Annotated in this window: 25 protein-coding genes; 5 read left to right on the forward strand and 20 right to left on the reverse strand. The window is 72.7% G+C overall.

Annotation, left to right across the window (positions count from 1 at the left end):
• Positions 1-59: 59 nt before the first annotated feature.
• The 9 genes from J3486_RS04590 to J3486_RS04630 form a co-directional block, all read right to left on the reverse strand.
• Positions 60-1328 (reverse strand): sensor histidine kinase, encoded by a 1269-nt coding sequence (locus J3486_RS04590; protein WP_207818606.1) that lies wholly within the window; start codon positions 1326-1328, stop codon positions 60-62.
• Positions 1321-2118 carry an ABC transporter permease gene (locus J3486_RS04595; RefSeq protein ID WP_207818607.1) on the reverse strand — a complete coding sequence of 266 codons (798 nt, stop codon included), beginning with the start codon at positions 2116-2118 and terminating at the stop codon, positions 1321-1323. Before J3486_RS04595 ends, J3486_RS04590 begins: the two co-directional genes overlap by 8 nt.
• Positions 2115-2840: an ABC transporter ATP-binding protein gene (locus J3486_RS04600; protein WP_207818608.1), complete on the reverse strand. Its 726-nt coding sequence runs from the start codon at positions 2838-2840 to the stop codon at positions 2115-2117. Before J3486_RS04600 ends, J3486_RS04595 begins: the two co-directional genes overlap by 4 nt.
• A 127-nt stretch (positions 2841-2967) precedes the next feature.
• Positions 2968-3498: a GAF domain-containing protein gene (locus J3486_RS04605; protein ID WP_207818609.1), complete on the reverse strand. Its 531-nt coding sequence runs from the start codon at positions 3496-3498 to the stop codon at positions 2968-2970.
• A gap of 121 nt (positions 3499-3619) precedes the next feature.
• Positions 3620-5137, reverse strand: a complete 1518-nt coding sequence (locus tag J3486_RS04610) for an MFS transporter (RefSeq protein ID WP_207818610.1) — start codon at positions 5135-5137, stop codon at positions 3620-3622.
• A 133-nt stretch (positions 5138-5270) separates the two neighbouring features.
• The gene (locus J3486_RS04615; RefSeq protein ID WP_207818611.1) at positions 5271-6494 is read right to left on the reverse strand and encodes a cation:proton antiporter; all 1224 of its coding nucleotides are present in this window, start codon (positions 6492-6494) and stop codon (positions 5271-5273) included.
• Between the two features lie 4 nt (positions 6495-6498).
• A complete protein-coding gene (locus tag J3486_RS04620; protein WP_207818612.1) occupies positions 6499-6984 on the reverse strand; it encodes a cation:proton antiporter regulatory subunit in 486 nt (161 codons plus the stop codon).
• A 122-nt stretch (positions 6985-7106) separates the two neighbouring features.
• Entirely contained in the window at positions 7107-8684 is a 1578-nt protein-coding gene (locus J3486_RS04625; RefSeq protein ID WP_207818613.1) for an ATP-dependent DNA ligase, read from the reverse strand.
• Between the two features lie 54 nt (positions 8685-8738).
• Positions 8739-10343 (reverse strand): sigma factor, encoded by a 1605-nt coding sequence (locus tag J3486_RS04630; protein ID WP_207818614.1) that lies wholly within the window; start codon positions 10341-10343, stop codon positions 8739-8741.
• A 244-nt stretch (positions 10344-10587) separates the two neighbouring features.
• Between J3486_RS04630 and J3486_RS04635 the strand changes: the two genes are divergently transcribed.
• Positions 10588-11037 carry an SsgA family sporulation/cell division regulator gene (locus J3486_RS04635; RefSeq protein ID WP_229377404.1) on the forward strand — a complete coding sequence of 150 codons (450 nt, stop codon included), beginning with the start codon at positions 10588-10590 and terminating at the stop codon, positions 11035-11037.
• A 13-nt stretch (positions 11038-11050) separates the two neighbouring features.
• Positions 11051-11983 carry an aminoglycoside phosphotransferase family protein gene (locus J3486_RS04640; protein WP_207818615.1) on the forward strand — a complete coding sequence of 311 codons (933 nt, stop codon included), beginning with the start codon at positions 11051-11053 and terminating at the stop codon, positions 11981-11983.
• A 12-nt stretch (positions 11984-11995) separates the two neighbouring features.
• Here the strand turns inward: J3486_RS04640 and J3486_RS04645 are convergent, their stop codons facing one another.
• From J3486_RS04645 to J3486_RS04660, 4 genes are all read right to left on the reverse strand, one after another.
• Positions 11996-12664 carry a bifunctional 2-polyprenyl-6-hydroxyphenol methylase/3-demethylubiquinol 3-O-methyltransferase UbiG gene (locus J3486_RS04645; protein WP_207818616.1) on the reverse strand — a complete coding sequence of 223 codons (669 nt, stop codon included), beginning with the start codon at positions 12662-12664 and terminating at the stop codon, positions 11996-11998.
• A gap of 78 nt (positions 12665-12742) precedes the next feature.
• Positions 12743-13237: a glutathione peroxidase gene (locus J3486_RS04650; RefSeq protein WP_207818617.1), complete on the reverse strand. Its 495-nt coding sequence runs from the start codon at positions 13235-13237 to the stop codon at positions 12743-12745.
• Between the two features lie 39 nt (positions 13238-13276).
• On the reverse strand, positions 13277-14002 hold the full coding sequence (locus tag J3486_RS04655) for a bifunctional 2-polyprenyl-6-hydroxyphenol methylase/3-demethylubiquinol 3-O-methyltransferase UbiG (RefSeq protein WP_207818618.1): 726 nt from the start codon (positions 14000-14002) through the stop codon (positions 13277-13279).
• Positions 14003-14056: 54 nt separating this feature from the next.
• Entirely contained in the window at positions 14057-14848 is a 792-nt protein-coding gene (locus tag J3486_RS04660) for an ABC transporter permease (protein ID WP_307804683.1), read from the reverse strand.
• A 119-nt stretch (positions 14849-14967) separates the two neighbouring features.
• On the opposite strand from J3486_RS04660, the gene J3486_RS04665 reads away from it, so the two are divergent.
• Together J3486_RS04665 and J3486_RS04670 are read left to right on the forward strand one after the other, a co-directional pair.
• Positions 14968-16053 carry an S-(hydroxymethyl)mycothiol dehydrogenase gene (locus J3486_RS04665; RefSeq protein WP_207818619.1) on the forward strand — a complete coding sequence of 362 codons (1086 nt, stop codon included), beginning with the start codon at positions 14968-14970 and terminating at the stop codon, positions 16051-16053.
• Positions 16053-16667 carry an MBL fold metallo-hydrolase gene (locus tag J3486_RS04670; protein ID WP_207818620.1) on the forward strand — a complete coding sequence of 205 codons (615 nt, stop codon included), beginning with the start codon at positions 16053-16055 and terminating at the stop codon, positions 16665-16667. Before J3486_RS04665 ends, J3486_RS04670 begins: the two co-directional genes overlap by 1 nt.
• A 66-nt stretch (positions 16668-16733) precedes the next feature.
• Here J3486_RS04670 and J3486_RS04675 read toward each other — a convergent pair whose 3' ends face one another.
• The 4 genes from J3486_RS04675 to J3486_RS04690 all read right to left on the reverse strand — a co-directional run bounded on the left by J3486_RS04675 (position 16734) and on the right by J3486_RS04690 (position 19741).
• On the reverse strand, positions 16734-17135 hold the full coding sequence (locus J3486_RS04675) for an ATP-binding protein (RefSeq protein ID WP_207818621.1): 402 nt from the start codon (positions 17133-17135) through the stop codon (positions 16734-16736).
• A gap of 5 nt (positions 17136-17140) precedes the next feature.
• The gene (locus J3486_RS04680) at positions 17141-17734 is read right to left on the reverse strand and encodes a VanZ family protein (protein ID WP_207818622.1); all 594 of its coding nucleotides are present in this window, start codon (positions 17732-17734) and stop codon (positions 17141-17143) included.
• A gap of 37 nt (positions 17735-17771) precedes the next feature.
• Positions 17772-18059 (reverse strand): hypothetical protein, encoded by a 288-nt coding sequence (locus J3486_RS04685; protein ID WP_207818623.1) that lies wholly within the window; start codon positions 18057-18059, stop codon positions 17772-17774.
• A gap of 95 nt (positions 18060-18154) precedes the next feature.
• Positions 18155-19741 carry an FMN-binding glutamate synthase family protein gene (locus tag J3486_RS04690; protein WP_207818624.1) on the reverse strand — a complete coding sequence of 529 codons (1587 nt, stop codon included), beginning with the start codon at positions 19739-19741 and terminating at the stop codon, positions 18155-18157.
• A gap of 117 nt (positions 19742-19858) precedes the next feature.
• Here J3486_RS04690 and J3486_RS04695 point away from each other — a divergent pair, with 117 nt between their 5' ends.
• Positions 19859-20557, forward strand: coding sequence for a DUF2470 domain-containing protein (locus tag J3486_RS04695; protein ID WP_207818625.1), 699 nt, complete (start codon positions 19859-19861; stop codon positions 20555-20557).
• Here the strand turns inward: J3486_RS04695 and J3486_RS04700 are convergent.
• From J3486_RS04700 to J3486_RS04710, 3 genes are all read right to left on the reverse strand, one after another.
• Complete coding sequence (locus J3486_RS04700) at positions 20538-21644, reverse strand: acyltransferase family protein (RefSeq protein WP_207818626.1); 1107 nt, start codon at positions 21642-21644, stop codon at positions 20538-20540. The genes J3486_RS04695 and J3486_RS04700 overlap by 20 nt on opposite strands.
• 231 nt (positions 21645-21875) lie before the next feature.
• On the reverse strand, positions 21876-22652 hold the full coding sequence (locus J3486_RS04705) for an SDR family NAD(P)-dependent oxidoreductase (protein ID WP_207818627.1): 777 nt from the start codon (positions 22650-22652) through the stop codon (positions 21876-21878).
• An 8-nt stretch (positions 22653-22660) separates the two neighbouring features.
• The gene (locus J3486_RS04710; RefSeq protein ID WP_207818628.1) at positions 22661-23332 is read right to left on the reverse strand and encodes a TetR/AcrR family transcriptional regulator; all 672 of its coding nucleotides are present in this window, start codon (positions 23330-23332) and stop codon (positions 22661-22663) included.
• Between the last annotated feature and the right edge of the window lie 76 nt (positions 23333-23408).

Genomic DNA, 23408 nt, shown 5'->3' on the forward strand with positions numbered 1-23408 from the left:
GGTGAGCCTCGCACATCGCACGGGGCGCCGGCACCGGAACCGACGCCGCGCCGGGGCCCTCACGCGTGCTCCGGCAGCCGGATCGTCACCGAGGTGGGCCCGCCCTCGGGGCTGGACACGGCCAGCTCCCCGTCCACCGTCCGTACCCGCTGCACCAGACCCGCGAGCCCGCCGCCGGCCACGATCCGCGCCCCGCCCCGTCCGTCGTCCGACACCCGCACGCGCAACACCCCGTCCCCCGCGACCAGTTCGATGCCGATCCGGGTGGCCCCACTGTGCTTGATGGCGTTCGTCAGCAGCTCCGCCGCGCAGTAGTAGGCGAGGCTCTCGATCGCCGGCGAAGGCCGTACGGGAACCTCCACCGTCACGTCCACGGGCAGCGCCGACCGGGCCGCCAGCGTGGTCAGCGCGTCGCCGAGGCCGCCGTCCAGCGCGGGCGGATGCAGACCGTGCGAGAGGTCGCGCAGCTCGGTGAGGGCCTCCGCGGCGTTGTCCCGGGCGGTCTCGACGAGCCGGCGCAGCTCGGGCCTGTCCCGGTCGTCGAGCTGCTCGCGGACCATGTCCAGACTCATCGCCAGGGCGACGAGCCGTACCTGTGCCCCGTCGTGCAGATCGCGTTCGAGACGCCGCAGCCGCTCGGCCGCGTCCTCCACGGCGAGCGCGCGCGTCTCCTCCAAGTCCCGTACGCGCTGCGCCAGTCGATCGGGTCCGAGCAGGGCACGTACGAGACGACGGTCCAGGCTCACGAACGCGCGGGTCAGCCACGGTGCGACCACGACGATCGCACAGCCCGCCAGGGTCGTCCCCAGCGCACCCCACACCGAGTGCACCTGCGGCGACCCGCCGAACGGCAACGGCGTCACCAGGTGCACGTCGTCCGGGGCGAGCGCCCACCGCACCGGCGCCACGACGTTCACCGCCCCCACGGCCCACCATGACACCGCGTACAGGCCGAACAGGGCCACCGGCAGCCGCACCGTCACGTACGCCACCGCGCGCCACGCCGCCGCGTCCCGCAGCCGCGCCTCCGTACGCCCGAACAGTCCACCACCCGCCCGCGGCCCGCCCGGCGTCGCGACCCGCTCGCCCAACAGGCCGCCCGCCAGCGCCCGTTGGAGACCCCCGAGCCCCCGCGCCAGCGTGAGGCCGCCCACCAGGAACAGCACCCCGAGCACCGCCCCGATCAGCGTCAGCGTGAACGCCGCGCCCAGCGCCAGGGCGACCACGACGAGCACGAAGCCCGTGACCGCGAGGGCGCCGCACAGGAGGCAGTACACCGCCTCCGCCCACGCCCGCCGCGTCCGCCAGGCCCGCAGCACCTCACGCATCGCGCCGCACCATCAGCCGGGCACTCGCCCCGAGCAGCGCCGCCGTGTACAGGCACAGCACCGCGAACCCGGCCCAGGGCGACAGCATCCCGTCGACCGGCACCGTCACGGCGAGGGAGTTGCCCGCGATCATCGTGGGGAAGAACTTGGCGACCGTCGTGCCCGTCGTCCCGGCCAGCAGCGCGGGCAGCACGTACGTGATGCCGACGAGGACGCCGATCGCGCTCGCCGTGTGCCGGGTGATCGCCCCGATGGCGACACCCATCAGACCCACCATCGCGAGATACGCGCCCGACATCAGGACCGCGCGCAGCACGCCGGGATCGCCGAGCGAGGGGTGCGGCACGTCGGGGGAGAGCGCGGCGCTCCCCGCCACGAACGTCACCAGGGTCACCGACTCGCCCACGACCAGGGCGAGTCCGCCGAGCACGGCCGCCTTCGCCGCGAGCGCGAGCCGCCGGTCGGGGACCGCGGCGAACGTGGCACGGATCGTGCCCGTCGTGTACTCGCCCGTCACCATCAGGACGCCGAGCACCCCGATGACGAGCTGCCCGAGCGCCACGCCCGCCAGCACGTTGTTCGTCGGATCGAAACTCGCCACCCTCGAAGCGCCGTGCGGCGCCTTGGTGTTGGCCATCGTCACGACGCCCATGGCGATCATGCCGACGACGGTGAGCAGCAGTGCGTACGTCGTCGAGCGCAGACTGCGCAGCTTGATCCACTCCATGCGGGCGGCGTCCCGGAAACCGTAGCGCCCGGCGGGCATCGGGGGAGCGTAGGCCGTGCTCATCGGATGCCTCCTGCCTGGTACGTCGCGACATCACCGGTCAGCGCGAAGAACGCCTCCTCCAACGACCGCCCGGACGCGGTGAGTTCGGCCACCGACGTGTCGGCGACCATTCTGCCCTGCCCGATCACGAGCAGATGGTCGGCCGTCAGCGCCATCTCGCCGATGAGATGGCTCGACAGCAGGACCGTACGGCCCTCGGCGGCCAGCGTCCGGAGCAACTCGCGCAGCCAGCGCACCCCTTCGGGGTCCAGGCCGTTCACCGGCTCGTCGAAGAGCAGCACCGCCGGATCGCCGAGCAGCGCCGCCGCGATGCCGAGCCGCTGCGCCATGCCGAGCGAGAACGACCCCGCCCGCCGGCCCGCGACCGAGCTCAGACCGACCGTCTCCAGGACCGTGTCCACACGCGCCACGTCGATGCCGCCGCCCGCCGCGAGCGCCCTGAGATGACTGCGGGCGCTGCGCCCGGGGTGAAAGGTCCGGGCCTCCAGGAGCGCCCCCACCTCGCACAGCGGCCGGCGCAGCTCGCCGTACGGGCGGCCGCCGATCGTCACGTGCCCGGCGTCCGGCCGGTCGAGCCCCATGATCATGCGCAGGGTCGTGGACTTTCCCGAACCGTTCGGCCCGAGGAACCCCGTCACCCTGCCCGGCCGGACCTCAAAGGTCAGGCCGTCCACGGCGAGTATCCCGCCGTACCGTTTGGTGAGACCCCTGGCCTCGATCATCACGACTCCCTGGTCCGTGGTTCCCGTCGCTGCGTGGTACGTGATCCACGCTAGGAGCGCCGGGAACGCGCCGGAACGAGGTTGTCCTCCGACCCCGCTGGGGGACATCCCCCAGACCGCGGCCGGGTCAGCGGAGCGGAACGCGGGGCTGCACGCCGAGCGCCGTGGCGTCGGCGAGATGCTGGCCCAGGCGCAGTTGCAGCGGTCCGGGCGGGCCCGTCCGCTCCGACAGCAGGCTGAGCGAGCCGACCGCCCGGTCCGCTGTACGCAGCGGCACGGCGACCACGCACGCGAAGCCCAGGGAGCGCGCCATCGCCGTGTACGACGGCCAGTTGGCCCGCGCGTACGGATGTGCCAGGGGCACCCCGCGGATCGGCTGTGCGGAGGCCCGGCAGTCCGCGCCCGGACCTTCGCCCCAGGACAGCGCCGCCCGCTCCAGGCGCAGCCCACGGTTGTCCGACGCGGCCAGCTCGACGCGGCCCGTCGGGGGCTTGAGCACGGCCGCGGCCGACGGCACCTCCAGCAGGGTGACACAGCAGGCGACCAGCGCCGCGAGCGCCTGTGGGCCGCCGCGCGCGGAGGCGTCGGCCACTTCGACGAACGCCGTCGCGAGCCGCTCGCTGTCCACCTGGTACGCCTCGTACGGCACGCCGCGCATGACGTCCCCCTCACACTGCCCTCGACCGCCCCGCACAGACACCGCCGCCCGCCCGGTGCACGCCCGGGCGGGCCGACTTTGCAGATGGGGTATGCCCCGTGGGCAAGGCGCCCGAACCGTCTCACATGTGCACGACTTCCTCGGAGGACATCTGCCGCGGGGGTCCGGCCCGGTAAAGGATCAGCGTCACCACCACCCCGACACCGAAGAACAGCGCGGACCACCAGTACGCCGTCGAGTAGCTCTCGATCGCGGCGTTCGCCTGCACCAGCGGTGTGGGCTGCTTGCCGACCAGGTAGTTCGTGGCGGCGGTCGTCGCGAGGGTGTTGAGCAGCGCCGTGCCGATCGAACCGCCCACCTGCTGGCTGGTGTTGACCATCGCGGACGCCACCCCCGCGTCGTGCGAGGCGATCCCGGCCGTCGCGAGGTTCATCGCCGTGGCGAAGATCAGGCCCATGCCGATGCCCTGCACGAGCAGCGGCGGCAGCACATGGGCCGCGTAACTGCTGTCGAGGTCGAGGAAGGTCAGCCACACCATCGCCACCGCCGCGAGCGCCATGCCGAGCGGCACGATCGGTTTCGGACCGAACCTGGGCACCAGCACGTTGGTGGTGACGATCGACGAGACGATCATGCACGCCACCAGCGGCAGGAACGCGACACCGGTCATCACCGGCGAGTACGACAGGATCTGCTGCAGGTAGTACGTCAGGAACAGGAACACGCCGAACATGCCCGCACCGGCGATGAACATCGCCAGGTACGACGCGCCGCGGTCGCGGTCCAGGACCACGCGCAGCGGCAGCAGCGGATGCGTGGCCCGGGTCTCGAACCAGGCGAACGCCGCGAGCAGCACCACGCCGACGACGAGGAAGCCCCAGACCTGGCCCTCGCCCCAGTCGTGGGTCTCCGCCTGCGAGAAGCCGTAGACGATGCAGAACAGGCCGACCGAGACGAGCAACGTGCCGGGCACGTCCAGCTTCGGCCGGTCCGTGGGGCGGCCGCCGTGCAGCAGCCGGGCGCCGCCGATCATCGCCACGACGGCGAACGCCAGGTTCACGAACAGGCACCAGCGCCAGTCCAGGTACTCGGTCAGCACACCGCCGAGCAGCAGGCCCACGGCGCCGCCGGCGCCCGCGATGGCGCCGTAGATGCCGAATGCCTTCGCGCGCTCCTTGGGATCCGTGAACGTCGTCGTCAGCAGCGACAGCGCGGCGGGCGCGAGCAGCGCGCCGAACGCGCCCTGCAGGGCCCGCGCCGCCACCAGCATGCCGAAACTGGTCGCGGCGCCGCCGATGGCGGAGGCCACGGCGAACCCGGCGAGACCGGCCAGGAAGACCGCCTTGCGTCCCACCAGGTCGGCGATGCGGCCGCCGAGCAGCAGCAGGCTGCCGAAGGCGAGCGCGTAGGCGGTGACGATCCACTGCCGGTTGCCGTCCGAGAACCCCAGGTCCTGCTGGGCGGAGGGCAGCGCGATGTTCACGATCGTCGCGTCCAGGACGACCATCAGCTGAGCGAGCCCGATGACGCCGAGGATCAGCCACCGGTGCTCATGCGCACCGCCTCCGGCGTAGCCGGGCGGCGCCGCGGAAGGCAGGCCGGTTCCGGCGGCCGTGGCAGATTCGGGCGAGCGATCCATGGTGGCCTCCAAACACCCCGATACACCCCCGACCTCGTCCACCACGCTAAGCGCACAGGTCATGGGCGGCGACCGGGGAGAGAACGGGCCCGTACCCAAGGGGGTACGGGCCCGTCACCACGGCGGCGTGCGCTCAGCCGATCTGCTCGTCCACCGGAGCCTCGGAGCCGCGCGGCGCGGGCACCGCCACCGGCTCGGGGACGCGGGGCTTGAAGAACCGCTGGGCGAGCGGCTCCGTGTAGCGCGCGGTGAGCGGTCCCACGATCACCAGGATCAGCACGTACGCGGTCGCCAGCGGCCCGAGCCGCGGTTCGATCCCGGACGTCACGGCGAGCCCGGCGATCACGATGGAGAACTCGCCGCGCGCCACGAGCGCGCCACCGGCCCGCCAGCGGCCCTTCACGGAGACACCGGCGCGTCGCGCGGCCCAGTACCCGGTGAAGATCTTCGTGCAGGCTGTCACGACGGCGAGCAGCAGCGCGGGCAGCAGCACCGGCGGAATACTCGCCGGGTCGGTGTGCAGGCCGAAGAAGACGAAGAACACGGCCGCGAACAGATCGCGCAGCGGCAGCAGCAACTGGTGGGCGCCCTCGGCGACTTCACCGGAGAGCGCGATGCCGACGAGGAACGCGCCGACGGCCGCGGAGACCTGGAGCTGCTGGGCGATGCCGGCCACGAGAATGGTCAGCCCGAGCACCACCAGGAGCAGCTTCTCCGGGTCGTCGCTCGACACGAACCGGGAGATCTGCCGCCCGTAGCGGACGGCCACGAACAGCACCAGACCGGCCGCGCCGAGCGCGATGGCGAGGGTGAGGCCGCCGGCCGCCCAGCCGACCCCGGCCAGCAGGGCGGTGATGATGGGCAGATACACGGCCATCGCCAGATCCTCGAGCACGAGGATGGACAGGATCACCGGCGTCTCGCGGTTGCCGAGCCGCCCCAGGTCGCCGAGCACCTTGGCGATCACGCCGCTCGACGAGATCCAGGTGACACCGGCGAGCACCACGGCTGCGACCGGGCCCCAGCCCATGATGAGCGCGGCGGCGGCGCCGGGCAGCGCGTTGAACGTCATGTCGACGAGCCCCGCCGGGTACTGCGTCTTGAGGTTGCTGACGAGGTCGCTGGCCGTGTACTCCAGGCCCAGCATCAGCAGCAGGAGGATGACCCCGATCTCGGAGCCGATGGCGACGAACTCCTCGCTCGCGCCGAGCGGCAGCAGACCGCCCTCGCCGAACGCGAGCCCGGCCAGCAGATAGAGCGGGATCGGTGAGAAGCTCAGCCGGCCGGCCAGGCGGCCCAGCAGGCCGAGGGCCAGGATGATCGCACCGAACTCGATGAGGAAGACAGCGGAATGCATCCGATCACTCCCGCCCCAGGATCTCGGCGGCGGCCTCGACCCCCTCGCGGGTCCCGATCACGATGACGGTGTCCCCGCCCGCGAGCCGGAAGTCCGGGGGCGGCGACGGTATCGCCTCCGCGCGGCGCAGCACCGCCACGATCGAGGCACCCGTCTCCGTGCGCATGTGCGTCTCGCCGAGCAGCCGGCCGTTCCAGTAGGAGGCGACGGGCACCTCGATGCGCTCGGCGACCAGACCCAGATCGGTGGTGTGCAGCAGATTCGGGCTGTGGTGCGACGGCATCAACGCGTCGATGAGATAGGCCGCCTCACCCGGTGTCAGCTTCATCGACAGGGCGCACGCGTCGGGGTCGTCGGCCCGGTACGCGCTGAGCGTGCGGCCCCCGTCCCGGTGCGCGACCACCGACAGAAGCCGCTGTTCTCGGGTGGTCAGATCGTAGCGATGGCCGATCCCTGGCAGTGGTGTCCTGCTGAGCCGTGAAGCGGGCACGTCTCTCCCCTTGTCCGTGCGTGCAGGGTCTCCGGGCTGCGTCCCCGGCGCCCAATACTTGGCGGATGCATCTTTCGGTGCGGGAGTCACCTTATACGGACAAACTTTGGGCAAAGAAACGGTCACGTTTCCAGGGGGTCGGAGGGGGCCTCGTCATCGCCGGGGGACGGATGGGCGGCGAGCACCGTGTCGACCGTATCCGCCTGCTCCGCGGTCTTGTCGTCGCGGTAGCGCACGACGCGCGCGAACCGCAGCGTGACCCCCGCCGGGTAGCGCGTCGAGCGCTGCAGCCCGTCGTAGGCGATCTCCACCACCAGCTCCGGACGCACGGTGACCACATGGCCGTCGTCGCCGGTCGCCAGCTCCTGAAGGCGCACGGTCTGCCAGGTCAGCAGCGCGTCGGTGAGCCCCTTGAACGTCTTGCCGAGCATCGCGAACGTGCCGTCGTCGCGGCGCGCGCCCAGGTGCAGGTTGGAGAGCTTGCCGGTGCGCCGCCCGTGCCCCCACTCGGCGGCGAGCACCACCAGGTCCAGGGTGTGCACCGGCTTCACCTTCAGCCAGGACGCGCCCCGGCGTCCTGCGCTGTACGGGGCGTCCACGCCCTTGATCACGACGCCCTCGTGGCCCCGCCCGATGGTGTCGGTGAAGAACCTCTCCGCGGCCGCGCGCTGCCCTTCGTCCGCACCGTCCGGCACGACGTGCCGACGCACCCGCATCGGCTCGGGCACCAGCCGCGCCAACTCCTCGTGCCGCTCGCCGAAGGGCAGATCCAGCAGGTCGCGCCCGTCGACGTAGAGCACGTCGAAGAAGACCGGCGAGACGGGCAGCGCCGCGGCGGCGCCCGCGACGTCCACGCGGGAACCCACCCGCCCGGCCACGTCCTGGAAGGCGCGCGGCCGCCCGTTCCCGTCGAACGCGATGACCTCGCCGTCGAGAATGAACCGCTCTCCCGTGAACTCCCGCACGGTGGACGTCACTTCGGGCAGCCGATCGGTGACGTCGTCGAGGGTGCGGGTGTAGACGTGGACCTCGTCGCCGTCCCGGTGCACCTGAATGCGGATGCCGTCGAGCTTCTCCTCGACCGCGCACTCGCCGAGCTTGTCCAGGGCGTCGACCACCGCGCTCGCGGAGTGCGCCAGCATCGGCAGGACCGGGCGGCCCACGGTCAGCCGGAAGTCGTCGAGCGCCTCGGGCCCGCGCGCGAGCAGCGCCTGCGCCACGGGCTGCAGCCCGCCCCCCAGCATCACCGCACGCCGGACGTCCGCCGGCGGCGTTCCGGTCGCCCGCGCGAGACCTTCGAGCGCGACCGCGTCCAGGGCGCCCTGGCGCACCTCGCCGGTGACGAGACCGATCAGGAACCGCTGCTCGGCCGCCGTCGCCGCCCCCATCAACGCCCCGACCAACCGTTTGCGTTCGGCCTGCGAACCGGCACCGGCGACATCGCCGATGGCGGTCAGCTCGGCGTCGACGTCCTGCACGGTGAGGCGCGGCCGGTCCGCGGGCGGCACCGGTTCGCCGAGCACCCGCCAGCCGACCCCGAGCCGCCCCTGCGGCAGGCGGCCCGCCAGATACGGGATCACGAGCGGGACGTCGTCGGGCGAGGCGTCCCCGAACAACTCGGCGAGCAGCGCGATCTTCCGCGTCCGCGCCGAGGTGGCGGCGACGTCCTGGGACACCTGAGCGAGCCGGGCGAACAACATGCAGCCATCGTGCAACGGGTACGGGGCCCGCGCATCGGCGCCACGGCGTCCGGATCAGTTCACCCGGCAGATCCAGACCGGGCCCAGCCAGGGGGTGCAGACCGGGGTGGGGGAGGCCGGGGGTGCCTCGGTGGTCGGGGGGTCCGGCGTGGTCGGCGGCACCGGATCGGGGGGTGTCGTCGGAGCGGTCGGTGTCGTCGGAGCTGTCGGAGCTGTCGGAGCTGTCGGAGCTGTCGGAGCTGTCGGAGCTGTCGGAGTCGTGGGAGTCGGCGGTGTCGGCGGTGTCGGCGGCGCCGTCGGAGGCGGTGGCGGCGTGGTGGTCCCTGTGGGCGTGGGCGTTGCCGGGGGCGGGGACGTGGGTGCGGTGGTCGGTACCGACGTCGGGGCGGCCGGTCCGGTGGGCGCTGCGGACGTCGCGCGCTCCGCGGACCCGGCAGGCTGCGGGGGAGCGGCCGGAGCCGAGGGGCGCACGGGCGCCGCGGGGGCCTGGTCGGGCGCCGCGGACCTGGCCGGTTGCGTGGGCCGCGCCGACGGCGCGCCCGGCTTCGAGGCCGCCGTCGACCCGTCCTGCCCCGCAACAGGCTCAGCGCTACGGGGAGTTGATGTCTGGGACGAAACACTCGGCGACGTGGGCGTAGCGCCTGTCGGTACCGAAGAAGCGTCGCGCTCCGCCGGAGTCTGGCCCACGACCACCGCCCGCTGCGGTGGCACCGGACCCCCCGAGCCCGTGAACGCGATCCCCGCCGCGACCGCCGCGCCCGCGACCGAGACACCGAGCACCCCGGCCACGGCGGTGGCCTGCGTCTTCGCCCCGCCGGTGAAGAGATGGCGCACGCCGTGGAAGAACCCGGAACCGGACCCGTGACCGCCGGAGGCCGCCGCCCCCGCTCCGGCCCCCGCCGCCAGCGGCACCAGGAACGTCCCGGCCCCGCCGAGCACGAACACCAGCAGCGCCGGGCCCACCAGGGCGGGCAGCCGGTTGTTGGCGCGCAGCAGCAGGGCGAGCCGCGCCCGGCAGTCGTCACAGCCGTCCACGTGCGCCAGCAGCTTCTCGGACTGCCGCTCGGAAGCGCTGCCCCGCACATGCGCGGGTATCCGGTCCCAGTGCCTCTGGCAGGCCGGGTCGTCGGGGGAGCCCGGGTGCGCCCGCAGGAACGCCTGCCGCATTCCCTCACGCGCCCGGTGCAGCAGCACAGCCGTCGCGCCGCTGCCCGCGCCGATGCCGCGCCCCACCGCGTCGAGGGGCTGCCCCTCGGCCTCCGCCAGCCAGAGCGCCCGTACCCAGCGCTCGGGCAGCTGGCCCAGGACCCGGGTCAGCAGATCGACCGACGAGACCCGGTCGGCCGGGTCGGGATCCCCGTACGACCCCTGCGCAGCCTGCGCCGGACCGGTCTCCGCCTGCGGGTCGAGCGGCGTCTCGCGGGCGGCCCCGCGCCCGGCCGTGGCGGCGAGATGACGCACGGTCGTCGTCAGGTACGCCGCGACGTTCTCGATCTCGTGCCCGGCGGAGAGCCGCCGCCAGACGCGGAAGTGCGCCTCCGCGACGAGATCGTCGGCGAGCCAGGGATTACCGGTCAGCGAGCGGGCGTAGGCGACGAGGCGCGCCTGCTCCGTCTCGTAGATCCGGGCGTACGCGGCCGTGCCGGGGCCTTCGGTCATGGCAGGAATCTTCCGTGCGAGCGGGACGGGCCGGACGGTGGCGGCTGCGCCGACTGCGGATCGGCGGCCCACACGTCGATGTATCGATATGGGGAGTTTGCAACCGTAATTGACTTATGTCGGATGATGGAGGGGTGAGTGGCACAGGTCACACCGGCTTTTTGTGAAACGCCGTAATGCGAGGCCCGGTCCCCGTGTCGAACGGGCACCAGGAACACGCAGCGCAGCAGAAGAGGAGCCCGCCATGCCGACCACCCTGCCCGTCACGCTGGAACAGCCGACCCGAGCCCGACTCGTCACCGCCGAGCACGCGGGAGGCGAGCGTGCCCTCACCGTCGGGCTGCGCTACGCCTCCGCCGACCCGCTGGCCATCAGCCTGGTCTTCCCCGCCGACGTCACCCGCGCCGGCACCCAGGTGACCTGGGCCTTCGCGCGCTCCCTGCTGGACGAGGGACTGCGCGCGCCGACGGGCACCGGTGACGTCCATGTCTGGCCCTGCGGACGCGCCCGCACGGTCGTCGAACTGCACGCCCCGGCAGGTCTCGCGGTCCTCCAGTTCGACACCTCGGCCCTGTGCCGCTTCCTGCACCGCACCTACGCGGTCGTGCGGGCGGGGGAGGAGGATCTGGCCGGGCACGTCGACCGTGCGCTCGCCGTGTTCTTCGGATCCGGGGACGGACACGACGCCGCCTGAGATCATGCCTCCCATGATCGACGACGGGAACACCACCGAAACCGTTGCATCGAACGACATCGTCATCGACGAAGCGCTGGTGCGTGACCTGCTGCGCGCGCAGCACCCCGACCTCGCGGAGCTGGCCCTGTGGCACGCCGCCACCGGCTGGGACCACCAGGTGTGGCGTCTCGGCGAGGAGCTGGTGGTGCGGGTGCCGTGCTTCGACGCCAGTGTCCCGGCCGTACGCAACGAACAGCGCTGGCTGCCCGAGCTGGCGCCGCGCCTCCCGATGCCCGTGCCCCGGCCGCGTCGCATCGGTGAACCGTCCGCGCGCTTCCCGCGGCCCTGGACCGTGACGACCTGGGTGCCCGGCGAGCCGGCCGACCGCGAGCCGATCGCCCCCGGCACCGGCGCCCCGAAGGCCCTGGGCGCCTTCCTCGGCGCCCTGCACGCCGCCCCCGCGCCCGAGGACGCCCCGACCCGCCCGGGACGCGGCGTCCCCCTGGCCGCGCTGCCCGTCGACATCGACCAGCTCTGCACCGACCTGGAAGCGGCGGGCGAGCGGGCCACCGCCGTGCGTGCCCTGTGGGACGACGCGCTGGCCGCCCCCGCCTGGGAGGGCGAGCGCCGCTGGCTGCACTCCGACCTCCACCCCGCCAACGTCGTCGTACGGGACGGGGCCCTCGCCGGCATCATCGACTTCGGCGACGTGTGCGCGGGCGATCCCGCCACCGACCTCTGCGCCGCGTGGCTGCTGCTGCCCGAGGGCGAGGCCGCCCCGTTCTTCGACGCCTACGGGCTCGCCGACGACGCGACGATCCGCCGCGCCCGCGGCTGGGCCGTGCTACGGGCCGCGGGCCTGATCGCCATCGGCCGCGCGGGCGACCGGGGCCTGCCGGGCGGCAAGCCCACCTGGGGTCCTGCGGGCCGCGCCGCGCTGGAGCGGGCCCTGGCCTTCGGCTGAGGGCGCGGGTGCCTACGCCGTCGTGTCGGACGGCCTGCGGGCGAGGATCTGGATCCCTGTCGACTCGTGCCCGTTCATCGTGCCCACGGTGATCGTCCGGGTGGCGACGGTGTCGAAACCGGCGAGCAAGGTGGCGAACCGGTCCCGGGAGTGGTGCCGGCACACCGCCCCGTCGGACGTCTCGAACACGCCGTACGTGCCGAAGCGCTCGGCGTCGCGCGTGTAGCGGGCCCGGTTGCGCTCGTCCTCCTGCAGCAGCAGGTCGCTCACGTACAGGGTCCCGCCGGGCGCGAGCACCCGGCGCAGTTCCGCGACCAGCCGTTGCTGGGCGTCGTCGCCCGGGACACACGTCAGGACCGCGAACAGCACGACCGCGTCGAAGGCGGCGTCGGGAAACGGCAGGACCGGCGGAGCCTCCAGGACCGCGAACCGCATCGCGGGGTGCAGCGACCGGGCCCGCTCGATCATCCGGGGCGAGCTGTCGGCGCCCGTCAGGTCGTCGAAGCCGTGGCGGGCGAGCTCCGCCATGGTGCGGCCGTATCCGCACCCGTAGTCGAGCAGCGCGGTGCGCCCGCCCCGGCCGGACGACGGGTCGAGCCAGGGCGCGTGCAGCGGGTGTGTGAACGTCTTGGTGGCGGCGGCCGCGTCCCAGTACGGGACCTGGCTGTCGAGATCGGACATGGTGGCGCTCTCCCTTCGACAGGAAGCGAAGAGGCCGCCGGCTCGGTGCAGCGGGCGGCCTCATGAGGGGTGTGTGCGTCAGGCCGTGCGCAGTTCCTTCTCGATGGCGGCGACGACCTCGGGAGCGTTCGGCTCGGTCTGCGGCGAGAAGCGGGCGACGGGGCTGCCGGAGGCGTCGATGAGCACCTTCTCGAAGTTCCAGCGGATGTCGCCCGTGTACCCCTCGGCGTCGGGGACCTCCACCAGCTTCGTGTACAGCGGGTGCCGGTCGTCGCCGTTGACGTCGACCTTCTCCGTCATCGGGAACGTCACGCCGTACGTCGCCGAGCAGAACGAGGCGATCTCGTCGGCCGAGCCGGGCTCCTGGCCCATGAACTGGTTGCAGGGCACGCCGAGGACGGTGAAGCCCTGCCCCGCGTACTGCTTCTGCAACTGCTCCAGGGCCGCGTACTGCGGGGTGAGGCCGCACTTCGAGGCGACGTTGACGATGAGGACGGTGCTGCCCAGGTACTGGGCCAGGTCGGCGGAACCGCCCTGGAGGCGGTCGATCTCCACTGCGTCGTAGACAGACATGATCCGCAGGGTACGCGCACGACGCACGCCGGGCCGGTGTCAGGGGCGCCGCGCGACGAACACGAACTCCTTGCCGGGACGGTCGGGGGCGTCGCGCACGTCCTCGACCACGAAGCCGTGCGCGGTCAGTTCCCGTTCGACCTCCGCCCGCTCGCGGAAACGCAGCGTCGAGTCCGACGTGAGTTCCAGCCCGTCGGCGGCGAACGCGTACGTCGAGCGGAACGTCACCAGGGGCCATGCGAACCGGAGCAACCGCGCCCAGGTCGTGACCGCGCCGACGCCCGGCACCTGCGTTGTCCGCAGGGACTTGTCCCGGGTCCACTCCTCCCAGACCCGGGCGGCCGGGTCGCGGGTCTCGAAGACGAGACGGCCACCGGGGCGCAGCGCCGCGAAGGCTCCCGCGAGGGTCCGCCGCCAGGTCCCCGGGTCGGCGATGGCCTGGGCGACGTTCCCCGTCATCGTGGTGAGATCGACCCGCAGCGGCGGCAGTGCCGTCGCGTCGCCGTGGATCCAGCGCACCCCGTCGCCGCCCGGTTTCGCGCGGGCCACGTCGAGGGAGGCGGCTGCCGGGTCGACACCGGTCACCCCGATCCCGCGACCGGCCAGTTGCAGCGCGAGCACACCCGTCCCGCAGCCGATGTCCAGCACCGTGCGGGCCTCGAACTCGTCGGCCATCCGCAGATAGGCGACGACGTCGCCGCGGTCGGGATCGAGGGCGTCGTAGATCGCGGCGAGCCTCGGATGCGCGTAGCAGGCGTCGGTCATGGCGCGGAAGGTAGACGGCGTCCGGTCACGGCGCCACCCCATTCGGAACCGGTACTACGCCGGGGCCGGCCGCCGCCGCAGCCGGCCCCGCGCCACCAGCTCCACCGTCGTCGCCACCGCGATCGCCTGCACCGCCATCAGCGCGACCAGCACGAAGAGTTGCACCGCACCCGCCATCACCGGGGACGCGCCGCCCAGCAGCATGCCGACGAACGCTCCGGGGAGCGTGACCAGGCCGACCGTACGGGTCTGGTCCAGGCCGGGGAGCAGCGCGTCCGACGCCGCGGGCCGGGCGATCTCCAGACGGGCCTCACGGGGGAGCAGGCCGATCGCCAGACAGGCCTCCACCTCGCCGTTGCGGGCCGCGAGTTCGTCGAGTGCGCGGCGGCCCGCCAGCACCGTCGCCGTCAGCGCCCCGCCGATCAGGATGCCGGTGACCGGGATCAGGGCGATGCCGTCGAGCGGGACCAGACCGCAGCCGACGAGGGCGCCGACGATCGGGGCCACCGGTACCGCGATCGGCACCGCCGCCCACACCCAGCCGCGGTCGCGCGTGATGCGGCGGCCCGCGGTGAAGGCCGCCACCGAGAACATCAGCAGCACGAACGCGATCAGCGCCGCGCCGTGCCGCACCACCCAGCCGATCACCAGCGACACCACGCCCAGCTGCACCGCGGCCCGCACCCCCGCCACCGCGATGTCGCGCGACCGACGCCAGGAGGCGTCCGGCGCGAGCCGGAACACCGCGGCCACCGTCGCGGCGACCAGCAACAGCACGACGAGAGCCACGGCCAGGGCGGTATTGACCGGCAGCAGAGCGGACGCGGCGAGCACGGGAGCAGGCACCCGAGCAGCCTAGAGCGGCTCCGACAGGACCCCGGACCTGTGCCGCGTCATGATCATGGGTGAGGATGGGGGTGTACGAACATGCGCGGGAACCGTGGAGAGAAAGAGGGCTGACCGTCATGGCACAGCAGGTGCAGGGCGTGATCGCACGGGCGAAGGGCGCCCCGGTGACGATCGAGACGATCATCGTGCCGGACCCGGGTCCGGGCGAGGCCGTGGTGAAGGTCCAGGCGTGCGGCGTCTGTCACACCGATCTGCACTACCGGGAGGGCGGGATCAACGACGAGTTCCCGTTCCTGCTCGGACACGAGGCGGCGGGCGTCGTCGAGTCGGTGGGCGAGGGCGTGACCGAGGTCGCGCCCGGCGACTACGTGATCCTCAACTGGCGTGCGGTGTGCGGCCAGTGCCGCGCCTGTCTGCGGGGCCGCCCGCAGTACTGCTTCGACACCCACAACGCGAAGCAGAAGATGACGCTCGCCGACGGCACCGAGCTCACGCCGGCCCTCGGCATCGGCGCGTTCGCCGAGAAGACCCTGGTCGCCGCCGGACAGTGCACCAAGGTCGACCCGGCCGCCTCGCCGGCCGCCGCGGGCCTGCTCGGCTGCGGTGTGATGGCCGGCATCGGCGCCGCCATCAACACCGGCGGCGTCGGACGCGGTGACTCGGTCGCCGTCATCGGCTGCGGCGGCGTCGGCAACGCGGCGGTCGTCGGCGCCTCGCTCGCGGGCGCCGCGAAGGTCATCGCCGTCGACATCGACGACAAGAAGCTGGAGACGGCCCGCTCGCTCGGCGCCACGCACACCGTCAACTCCCGCGCCACCGACCCGATCGAGGCCGTGCGTCAGCTGACCGGCGGCTTCGGCGCCGACGTCGTCATCGAGGCCGTCGGCCGCCCGGAGACGTACGAGCAGGCCTTCTACGCCCGCGACCTGGCGGGCACCGTCGTCCTCGTCGGTGTGCCCACGCCCGAGATGCGGATCGACCTGCCGCTGCTCGACGTGTTCGGCCGCGGCGGCTCGCTCAAGTCGTCCTGGTACGGCGACTGCCTGCCGTCCCGCGACTTCCCGATGCTCATCGACCTCTATCTCCAGGGCCGCCTCGACCTGGACGCGTTCGTCACCGAGACCATCGCGCTGGAGGACGTCGAGAAGGCCTTCGAGCGGATGCACCACGGCGACGTGCTGCGTTCGGTGGTGATGTTCTGATGGCAGCCGCCCGCATCGAGCACCTCGTCACTTCCGGGACGTTCTCCCTGGACGGCGGCACCTGGGACGTCGACAACAACGTCTGGCTGATCGGCGACGACGAGGAGGTCCTCGTCATCGACGCCGCCCACGACGCCGACGCCATCGCCGCCGCGGTCGGTGAGCGGCGGCTCGTCGCGATCGTGTGCACACACGCCCACGACGACCACATCGACGCCGCGCCCGCCCTCGCGGAGCGGACCGGCGCGCCGATCCTGCTGCACCCGGCCGACACCGACCTGTGGAAGCTGACGCACCCGGACCGCGCCCCCGACGGCGACCTCGCCGACGGTCAGCGCCTGTCCGTCGCGGGCGTCGAGTTGACGGTGCTGCACACGCCGGGGCACTGCCACGGCGCGGTCAGCCTGTACGCCCCCGCGCTCGGCACCGTCTTCACCGGCGACACCCTCTTCCAGGGCGGACCGGGTGCGACCGGCCGTACGTTCAGCGACTTCCCGACGATCGTCGCGTCGATCCGCGAGCGGCTCCTCACGCTGCCGCCCGAGACCGTCGTGCGCACCGGACACGGTGACAGCACGACGATCGGGGCGGAGGCGCCCGGCCTTCAGGACTGACAGCGACACCTGCGGCTTCGCCGCGGGCCCGAGGTCACTGAGCCGGACGAGCGTGGGCGGTGCTCATCAGCAGGGCGCGAGCACCGCCCGCACCGTCTTGCCGCCGCGCGGATGCGGCTCGACGCTCCACCGGCTGGCCAAGGCGCGCACCAGCGTGATGCCGCGGCCCGATTCCGCCGACTGCGACGCGGTCTTGAGACGGGGCACCCCCGGCCCGTCGTCGTGCACCGCCACCGTCAGCTCGCCCGCGTCCAGACGCAGACTCATCCGGCAGCGGCCCGCGGACGCCTTCGTGGCGTTGGTGACCAGCTCCGAGACCACCAACTCCGCGTCCGCCGTGGCGCTGTCGGGCCGCCCGGCCAGGAACGACCTGGTCAGGCGCCGGGCCAGTCGAGGGGCTCCGGAGCCCTGCGGCATGAGGTACTCCACGCGTGCGGCCCGCCGCTCGGCGTCCCTGAGCGCACGCATGCCGATCACTTCCTTTCGCTGTCGACTCGCTGCATCATCCGGGTCCAGCTTCGGTCACGGGGCCCATTCCCACGGAACCTGATTTTCAAGCGGCGTTCCTCCCGCGGTCCGGCCAGGGCGTGGTAACGGTGCCCGATGCGCCGGCCCACGAGGACGTAGGCGATCAGTGCACCGGCCGTGTTGAGCAGGACGTCGTCCACGTCGAAGGCCCGGCCCTCCACCAGCGCGCCCTGCGCCATCTCCACGAGCACCATGACGAGCGCCGTGACCAGCAGGACACGCAGCATCCGCCTCCGGCGTGCCACCAGCACCGGCATGAACAGCCCGAACGGGGCGCCGAGGAGGAGATTTCCGCCGATCTGCTTGCAGGCGGCCAGGAAGGTGTACGACTCCGCGTACTGCCGCAGGCTGGCCCCCGGCCGCAGATTGGCCCCCGCGATCCCGTCGGACGCGGGGGAGGGAGTGAGCGTGAGCCGGGCGAGCACCGCGGAGAACGCCACCAGGGCGACGAAGGCCACGAGCGCCATGACCGCCCGCACCGCCACCCGCCACCATCGGGCCGTCCGCTGCTCGCTGCGTTGTGTCGTCGCCGATGTCATGCATCCCGGTTGCCCGCGATGTGCGGGATCAGACGCGTCACCCGCTTTCGGTGGGGTGCGCCAGCGTGTCGAGGAAGCGCTCGAACGCGGGCGACGACGCGCCGTCACCGCACCGGCCCCGCTCCACGTGCGGTATCGACAGCTTGCCCAGGTTCCGTGCCTGCGCCTCGATGGCCGCGGCCAAGTGCAGCCGTTCCAGGGCCCGTTCGGCGGCCGAGCGGCGAACGTACTCGATGACTGTCACGCCCAGCTGATCCGCGTGCTTGCGGACCGCGTCGTACTCGTCGGGCGTGAAGAGCTCCCGCAGGAGCGCGGTACCGTCCATGGCGGCATGATGCCGTTCCGGTTCGCGACGCGCGGGCGGATGGCATATTCACCCCCCGTTCGCGTGGAGTTGGTGCATGCCGGTGGCGCGCGCGATCAGAAGCGGTCGGGGTCCGCTGCCGCCCAGTCCCGGGCCCAGGTCCCGGGAGGCCGGTCCGTCAACTGCCCCGGTTCCAGCCAGTCGTAGAGGCTCGCGTAGGGCTGCAGCTCATGGGGTGCGATGCGACGGACCAGCTGATGCGGTCCCAGGTCGCGGGGATCACGCACGCCCATCGCCGCCATGATCTGGGTCGCACTGCGCACCGTGGCCCGCTGGTAGTGGTGGACCCGGACGCCCTTGTCCGTCACGTCCAACGCCCGTGCGCGGCGCGGGTCCTGGGTGGTCACACCGACCGGGCAGGTGTTGGTGTGGCAGCGCTGCGCCTGGATGCAGCCGACCGCGAACATCATGGCACGGGCCGCGTTCGTGAAGTCGGCGCCCTGGACCAGCCGCTTGACGATGTCGGCCCCGGTGGCGACCTTGCCACTGGCGCCGATCCGGACCCGGTCCCGGATCCCCGCGCCCACCAGCGAGTTGTGCACGGTGATCAGACCCTCGGTGAGCGGCATCCCGAGATGGTCGGCGAACTCCAGCGGGGCCGCGCCCGTGCCGCCCTCCGCACCGTCCACGATCACGAAGTCCGGCGCGATCCCCTCGGCGAGGATGGCCTTGCAGACGCCCAGGAACTGCGTCCGCGATCCCACGCACAGCTTGAACCCGACGGGCTTGCCGCCCGTGAGCTCCCGCAACTCGGCCAGAAAGAGCACGAGTTGGCGCGGCGTGTCGAACTCGCGGTGGTAGGGAGGCGAGATGACCGTCTCGCCCTCGGGTACGTCGCGTACGCGTGCGATCTCGGCGTTCACCTTGCTGCCCGGCAGTACCCCGCCGATCCCCGGCTTCGCGCCCTGCGACAGCTTCACGGACACGCACTTGACCTGCTCGCGCGCCGCCTTCTCGGTGAACTCGTCGCGGTCGAAGCCGCCGTCGTCGGTGCGGCATCCGAAGTAGCCCGTGCCGATCTCCCACACCAGATCGCCGCCGTACGCCAGATGGTGCTCGGACAGCCCGCCCTCACCGGTGTCGTGGGCGAAGCCGCCCAGCGCCGCGCCCTTGTTGAGCGCGCGGATCGCAGGCGCCGACAGGGCGCCGAAGCTCATCGCGGAGATGTTGAGGAGCGCCATGTCGTACGGGCGTGCGCAGTCGGGTCCGCCCACCCGTACCGTCGGCGGCCGCTCGGGCGGGTCCACCGGGCGCATCGACGGCACCAGGAACTCGTATCCCTGCTCGTACACGTCCCGCTCGGTGCCGAACGGTTCCTCGGCCGCCCGGCCCTCCTCGTACTTCGCCCGCTCGTAGACGATGTCGCGCACATCCCGGTCGTAGGGACGGCCGTCGTAGTTGCGCTCGATGAAGTACTGCTGCATCTCGGGGCGCAGCGCCTCCATGAGGAAGCGCAGATGCCCGAGCAGCGGATAGTTGCGCAGGATCGAGTGGCGGGTCTGGGTCAGGTCCCACACGCCCAGCACGGTCAGCGCGAGCAGCGGGCCGGCCGCGCACCACCACCAGGGCGAGACGAGCAGCGACAGGACGAGGGTTCCGGCCGCGCCTGCGGCGACGGCGAGGAGGAGGAGAAAACGGCGCACGGTCCGAGTGAAACGCACGCGGTGCCGATCGGCTCGCGCCGACACAGGGTGGCGGGGTGGACCCTCCACGACGATCTCCGCTAAGTTAGGTGAGGCTTACCTAAGGGAGGTTCGGGAATGGGTGTCCGACAGATCGCTGCCGCCGTCCCCACCGCTGCGGCTCGCGCGCGCTCCGTGCTCGCCGCCGCGTGGACGTGCGGCGTCACCACCGACGTGGGGCAGGACGACCTCGTCGCCGCGCACCGCGTCGCGGCCGAGGACGGCACGGTGCGGATCACGGCGCCGGCCGAGAGCGTGCTCGCCGCCGCCGTGCTGTGCGCGCCGCACGGACGGCCCACGACCCTGCTGGAGTTCGCGGACGTGGCACCTGTGCCCGTCCGCGACCGGGTCCGGGCCCGCGTCTGGCTCTCGGGCGAACTGGTCCCGGACGGCGAGGAGTTGGTGCTGCGAACCGAGCGGGCCGTGCTGCAGACCCGCACCGAGCGGATCGGCATCGACCTCGACGAGCTCGCCGCGACCGACCCGGACCCGCTGACGCTCGCCGAGCCCCGGTTGCTCACCCATCTCGCGGACTCGCACCCGGAGGCCGTCGAGCAGCTCACCCGGCTCGTCACGCCCGACAGCCTGCACCGCGTCGTCCGCGTCCAGCCGCTCGCCGTCGATCGGCACGGACTGACATTGCGTCTGGAGCGGGCGCGCGGTCAGGCCGACGTCCGCATCCCGTTCCACAGCCCCGCCGACGACCTGGCCTCCCTCACCGAGCGCATGCACTGCCTGCTCGCGTCGGCGCAGTCCGTCAGCCGCCGGGGGAGGTGACCTTCTCGCGCGGTGTCGGCTGTTCGGGTGCGGGGCGCTGCCGGGGTCCGCGGAAGGCCCACTCCATCCGCGGCTCGACGACCGGCCGGAACACGCGCCGCACCGGTTGCGTGCACAACAGGGTGATCAGGGCGACGGCCGCCGCGGTGACCGCCAGTTCGCCCGGCGGGCTGTGCAGCCACGGGTGCGCGTACCAGTCGCCGAACCGGGAGGCCTTGATGACGAACCCGTGCAGCAGATACGCGTAGATGGTGCCGGTACCCAGCGCCGTGAACCACAGCCTGCGCCCCGGCACCCAGGCGAGGAAGCAGGCGGTGAGTAACAGCGCCAGCACGAACAGGGCGGGGGTCGCCCACAGCCCCGCCCATGCGGGCACGCCGCGCCCCACCACGCTGCCGCGGTGGTAGAACCAGCCCGCGTCGAACCACGGCGCCACCCGGTACGCGACCACGACGGCCGCGCCGAGCACCGCCGGCGCCGCGAGCCGGACCCGCCACCGGCGCAGCCACGAGAAGTGCGCGGGCCGCAGCACGAGGCCCGCCACGAAGAACGGCAGGAACTGCAGGACGCGTTGGAGTGCCAGGTCACCGCCCGCGCCGGGCCACATCGACACGGCCGTGCCCACGGCCAGCGCGACCGGCACGGGGTGGCGCAGCTGGAGCCAGAGCGGCGTCGACAGCCGCCAGATGAACAGCGCGACCAGGAACCACATCAGGTACCAGGGGTCCAGCAGGCTGATCGGATACCCGGGATCGTCCTGCGCCCACCGGTAGAACAGCGTGTACGCCACCTCGAAGACGACGTACGGGACGACGACCCCCGTCAGCAGCCGCTTCAGCCGCCCCGGCGACATGTCGAACCGGCGTGAGAAGTACCCGGATATGAGAGCGAACGCGGGCATGTGGAAGGCGTACACCGTGAGATAGACGGCGGTCACCGCGCGGGAACCGTAGGTCAGCGGTTCCCAGGCGTGCCCGCACGCGACGAGCACGATCGTCAGGAACTTCGCGTTGTCGAAGTACGCGTCGCGCACCGTGCCCGTGGTCGCCGTGGCCCGTGCCCGTCCGGTTGCCGCCTGCTGTTCCATCGCTGTGCCGCGCCCCCTCCTCCTGTGCGGGTCAGGTCCCGCGCCTGCCCCGCACCGACCGTTCCATGTCCGAAAGGTGTGACACAAGCGCCGCAGGGGAGGAGGCGGGTGCGTGGGGCGCGCCCGCGAGGCCGGTGGCCGGGGCGTCCGGGTGCCTGGCGACCGCCCCGTGGGCGCGCCCCGCGGACCGGGTACCCACGAAGGGGGATCGAACCGTCGCCGGCCGCGGGATCAGACCGCGGTGTAGGCGCCGTCGACCAGGTGGTAGCTGCCCGCGACGAACGAGGCGCGGTCGGAGAGCAGGAACACGATCAGCTCCGCGACCTCCTCGGACCGGCCCAGACGGCCGGCCGGGTGCAGGGCGACGAGCCCGTCGTGAGCGGCCTGGTCCATCTCCTTGAGCAGCGGCGTCTCGATGAAGCCGGGGCCGACCGCGTTGACCCGGATGCCCTTGGCGGAGTACTCCGCCGCGGCCGTCTTCGTCAGGCCCACGACACCGTGCTTCGCCGCCACGTAGGCGGGCGAGCCGGCGAAGCCGACCGAACCGAGGATGGAGGCGACGTTCACGATCGCGCCGCCCCTGCCGGCCGCCTCGATGACCGGGAGTTCGTAACGGAGCGAGTAGAAGACGCCGTTCAGGTTGGTGGCGATCACACGGTCGTAGGCGTCGATGTCGTACGCGCCCGTGGGGGTGCTCGGGCCGCCGATGCCGGCGTTGTTCACGGCGAGGTCGAGCCCGCCGAAGGTGTCGACGGTGAACTGGACCGCGGCCTCGACCGAGGCGGGCTCAGTCACGTCGAGGGCGACGGCGGCGGCCTTGATGCCCTCGGACGCGAGGGTCTCGGCGGCCTCCTTGGCGCCCTGCTCGTTGTAGTCGGCGATGACGACGTTGGCTCCGGCGCTGCCCAGGCGGCGGGCGGTGGCCAGGCCGATGCCGGAGGCGGCGCCGGTGACCAGGGCGGTCTTCCCGGTGAACTCGGCTGCTTCGGCGGCGGGGGTGGTGCTCATGGTGCGTGTCACTCTCTGGTTGCGGTGTCGGAGGTCGCCGCCGATCGGGCGGCCTCCCCGATGAGGGCGTCGTAGGCCCGCTCCACGAGTGCGGCTAGGTCCTCGGCGTCCGTGCCCGCGCCGCGCGCCCAGGTGCGCAGCGCGGCGGTCAGCACACCGGCCGCGGCCCCGACGACGACCTCGGGACGCGGGTCCCGGGCCGGATCGGTGCCGAGCCGGTCGGCGATGATGCGTACGGATTCGTCCTGGGCGTCGACCCGGATCCGCTCGTACGCGGCGAACAAGGCGGGCTCGCGGTCCACGGCCGCGTACAGACGGCGCTGCTCGGGCCGGTGGTGCCAGCTCGGAGCGGCCTGGTCGGCGAGCCAGTCGGCGACCGCCCTGCGGTAGGCGAGCAGGGGCGGTTCGCCGGCCGGGCGCTCGCGCAGCGCGGCGTTGATCCGGGCACCGTCGGCCCGCGTGAAGTCGAGCGCCGCGTCCTCCTTGCCGGAGAAATGCCGGCTGAAGGTGCGGCGCGTGACATCGGCGCGCTCGGCGATCGCCTCGACGGTGACCTCCGCGAGGCCCCGCTCCAGCACGAGCGCGACAGCGGCCTCGGCCAGCGCCTCACGCGTCCGGCGTGCCTTGATCTGCCGACGGTCCGCGGAGGCCGGGGTGGGAGTGGGCTCGTTCGCCTTCATGTCTCCGAGAGTACACCTTTGATGTCCCAATGGGACATGTGTCCTGGTGGGACATTTCGCCGGGCGGCTGTCGGCC

This window comes from Streptomyces sp. VRA16 Mangrove soil, assembly GCF_017377775.1.
In the GTDB taxonomy this organism is placed as follows: Bacteria; Actinomycetota; Actinomycetes; order Streptomycetales; family Streptomycetaceae; genus Streptomyces.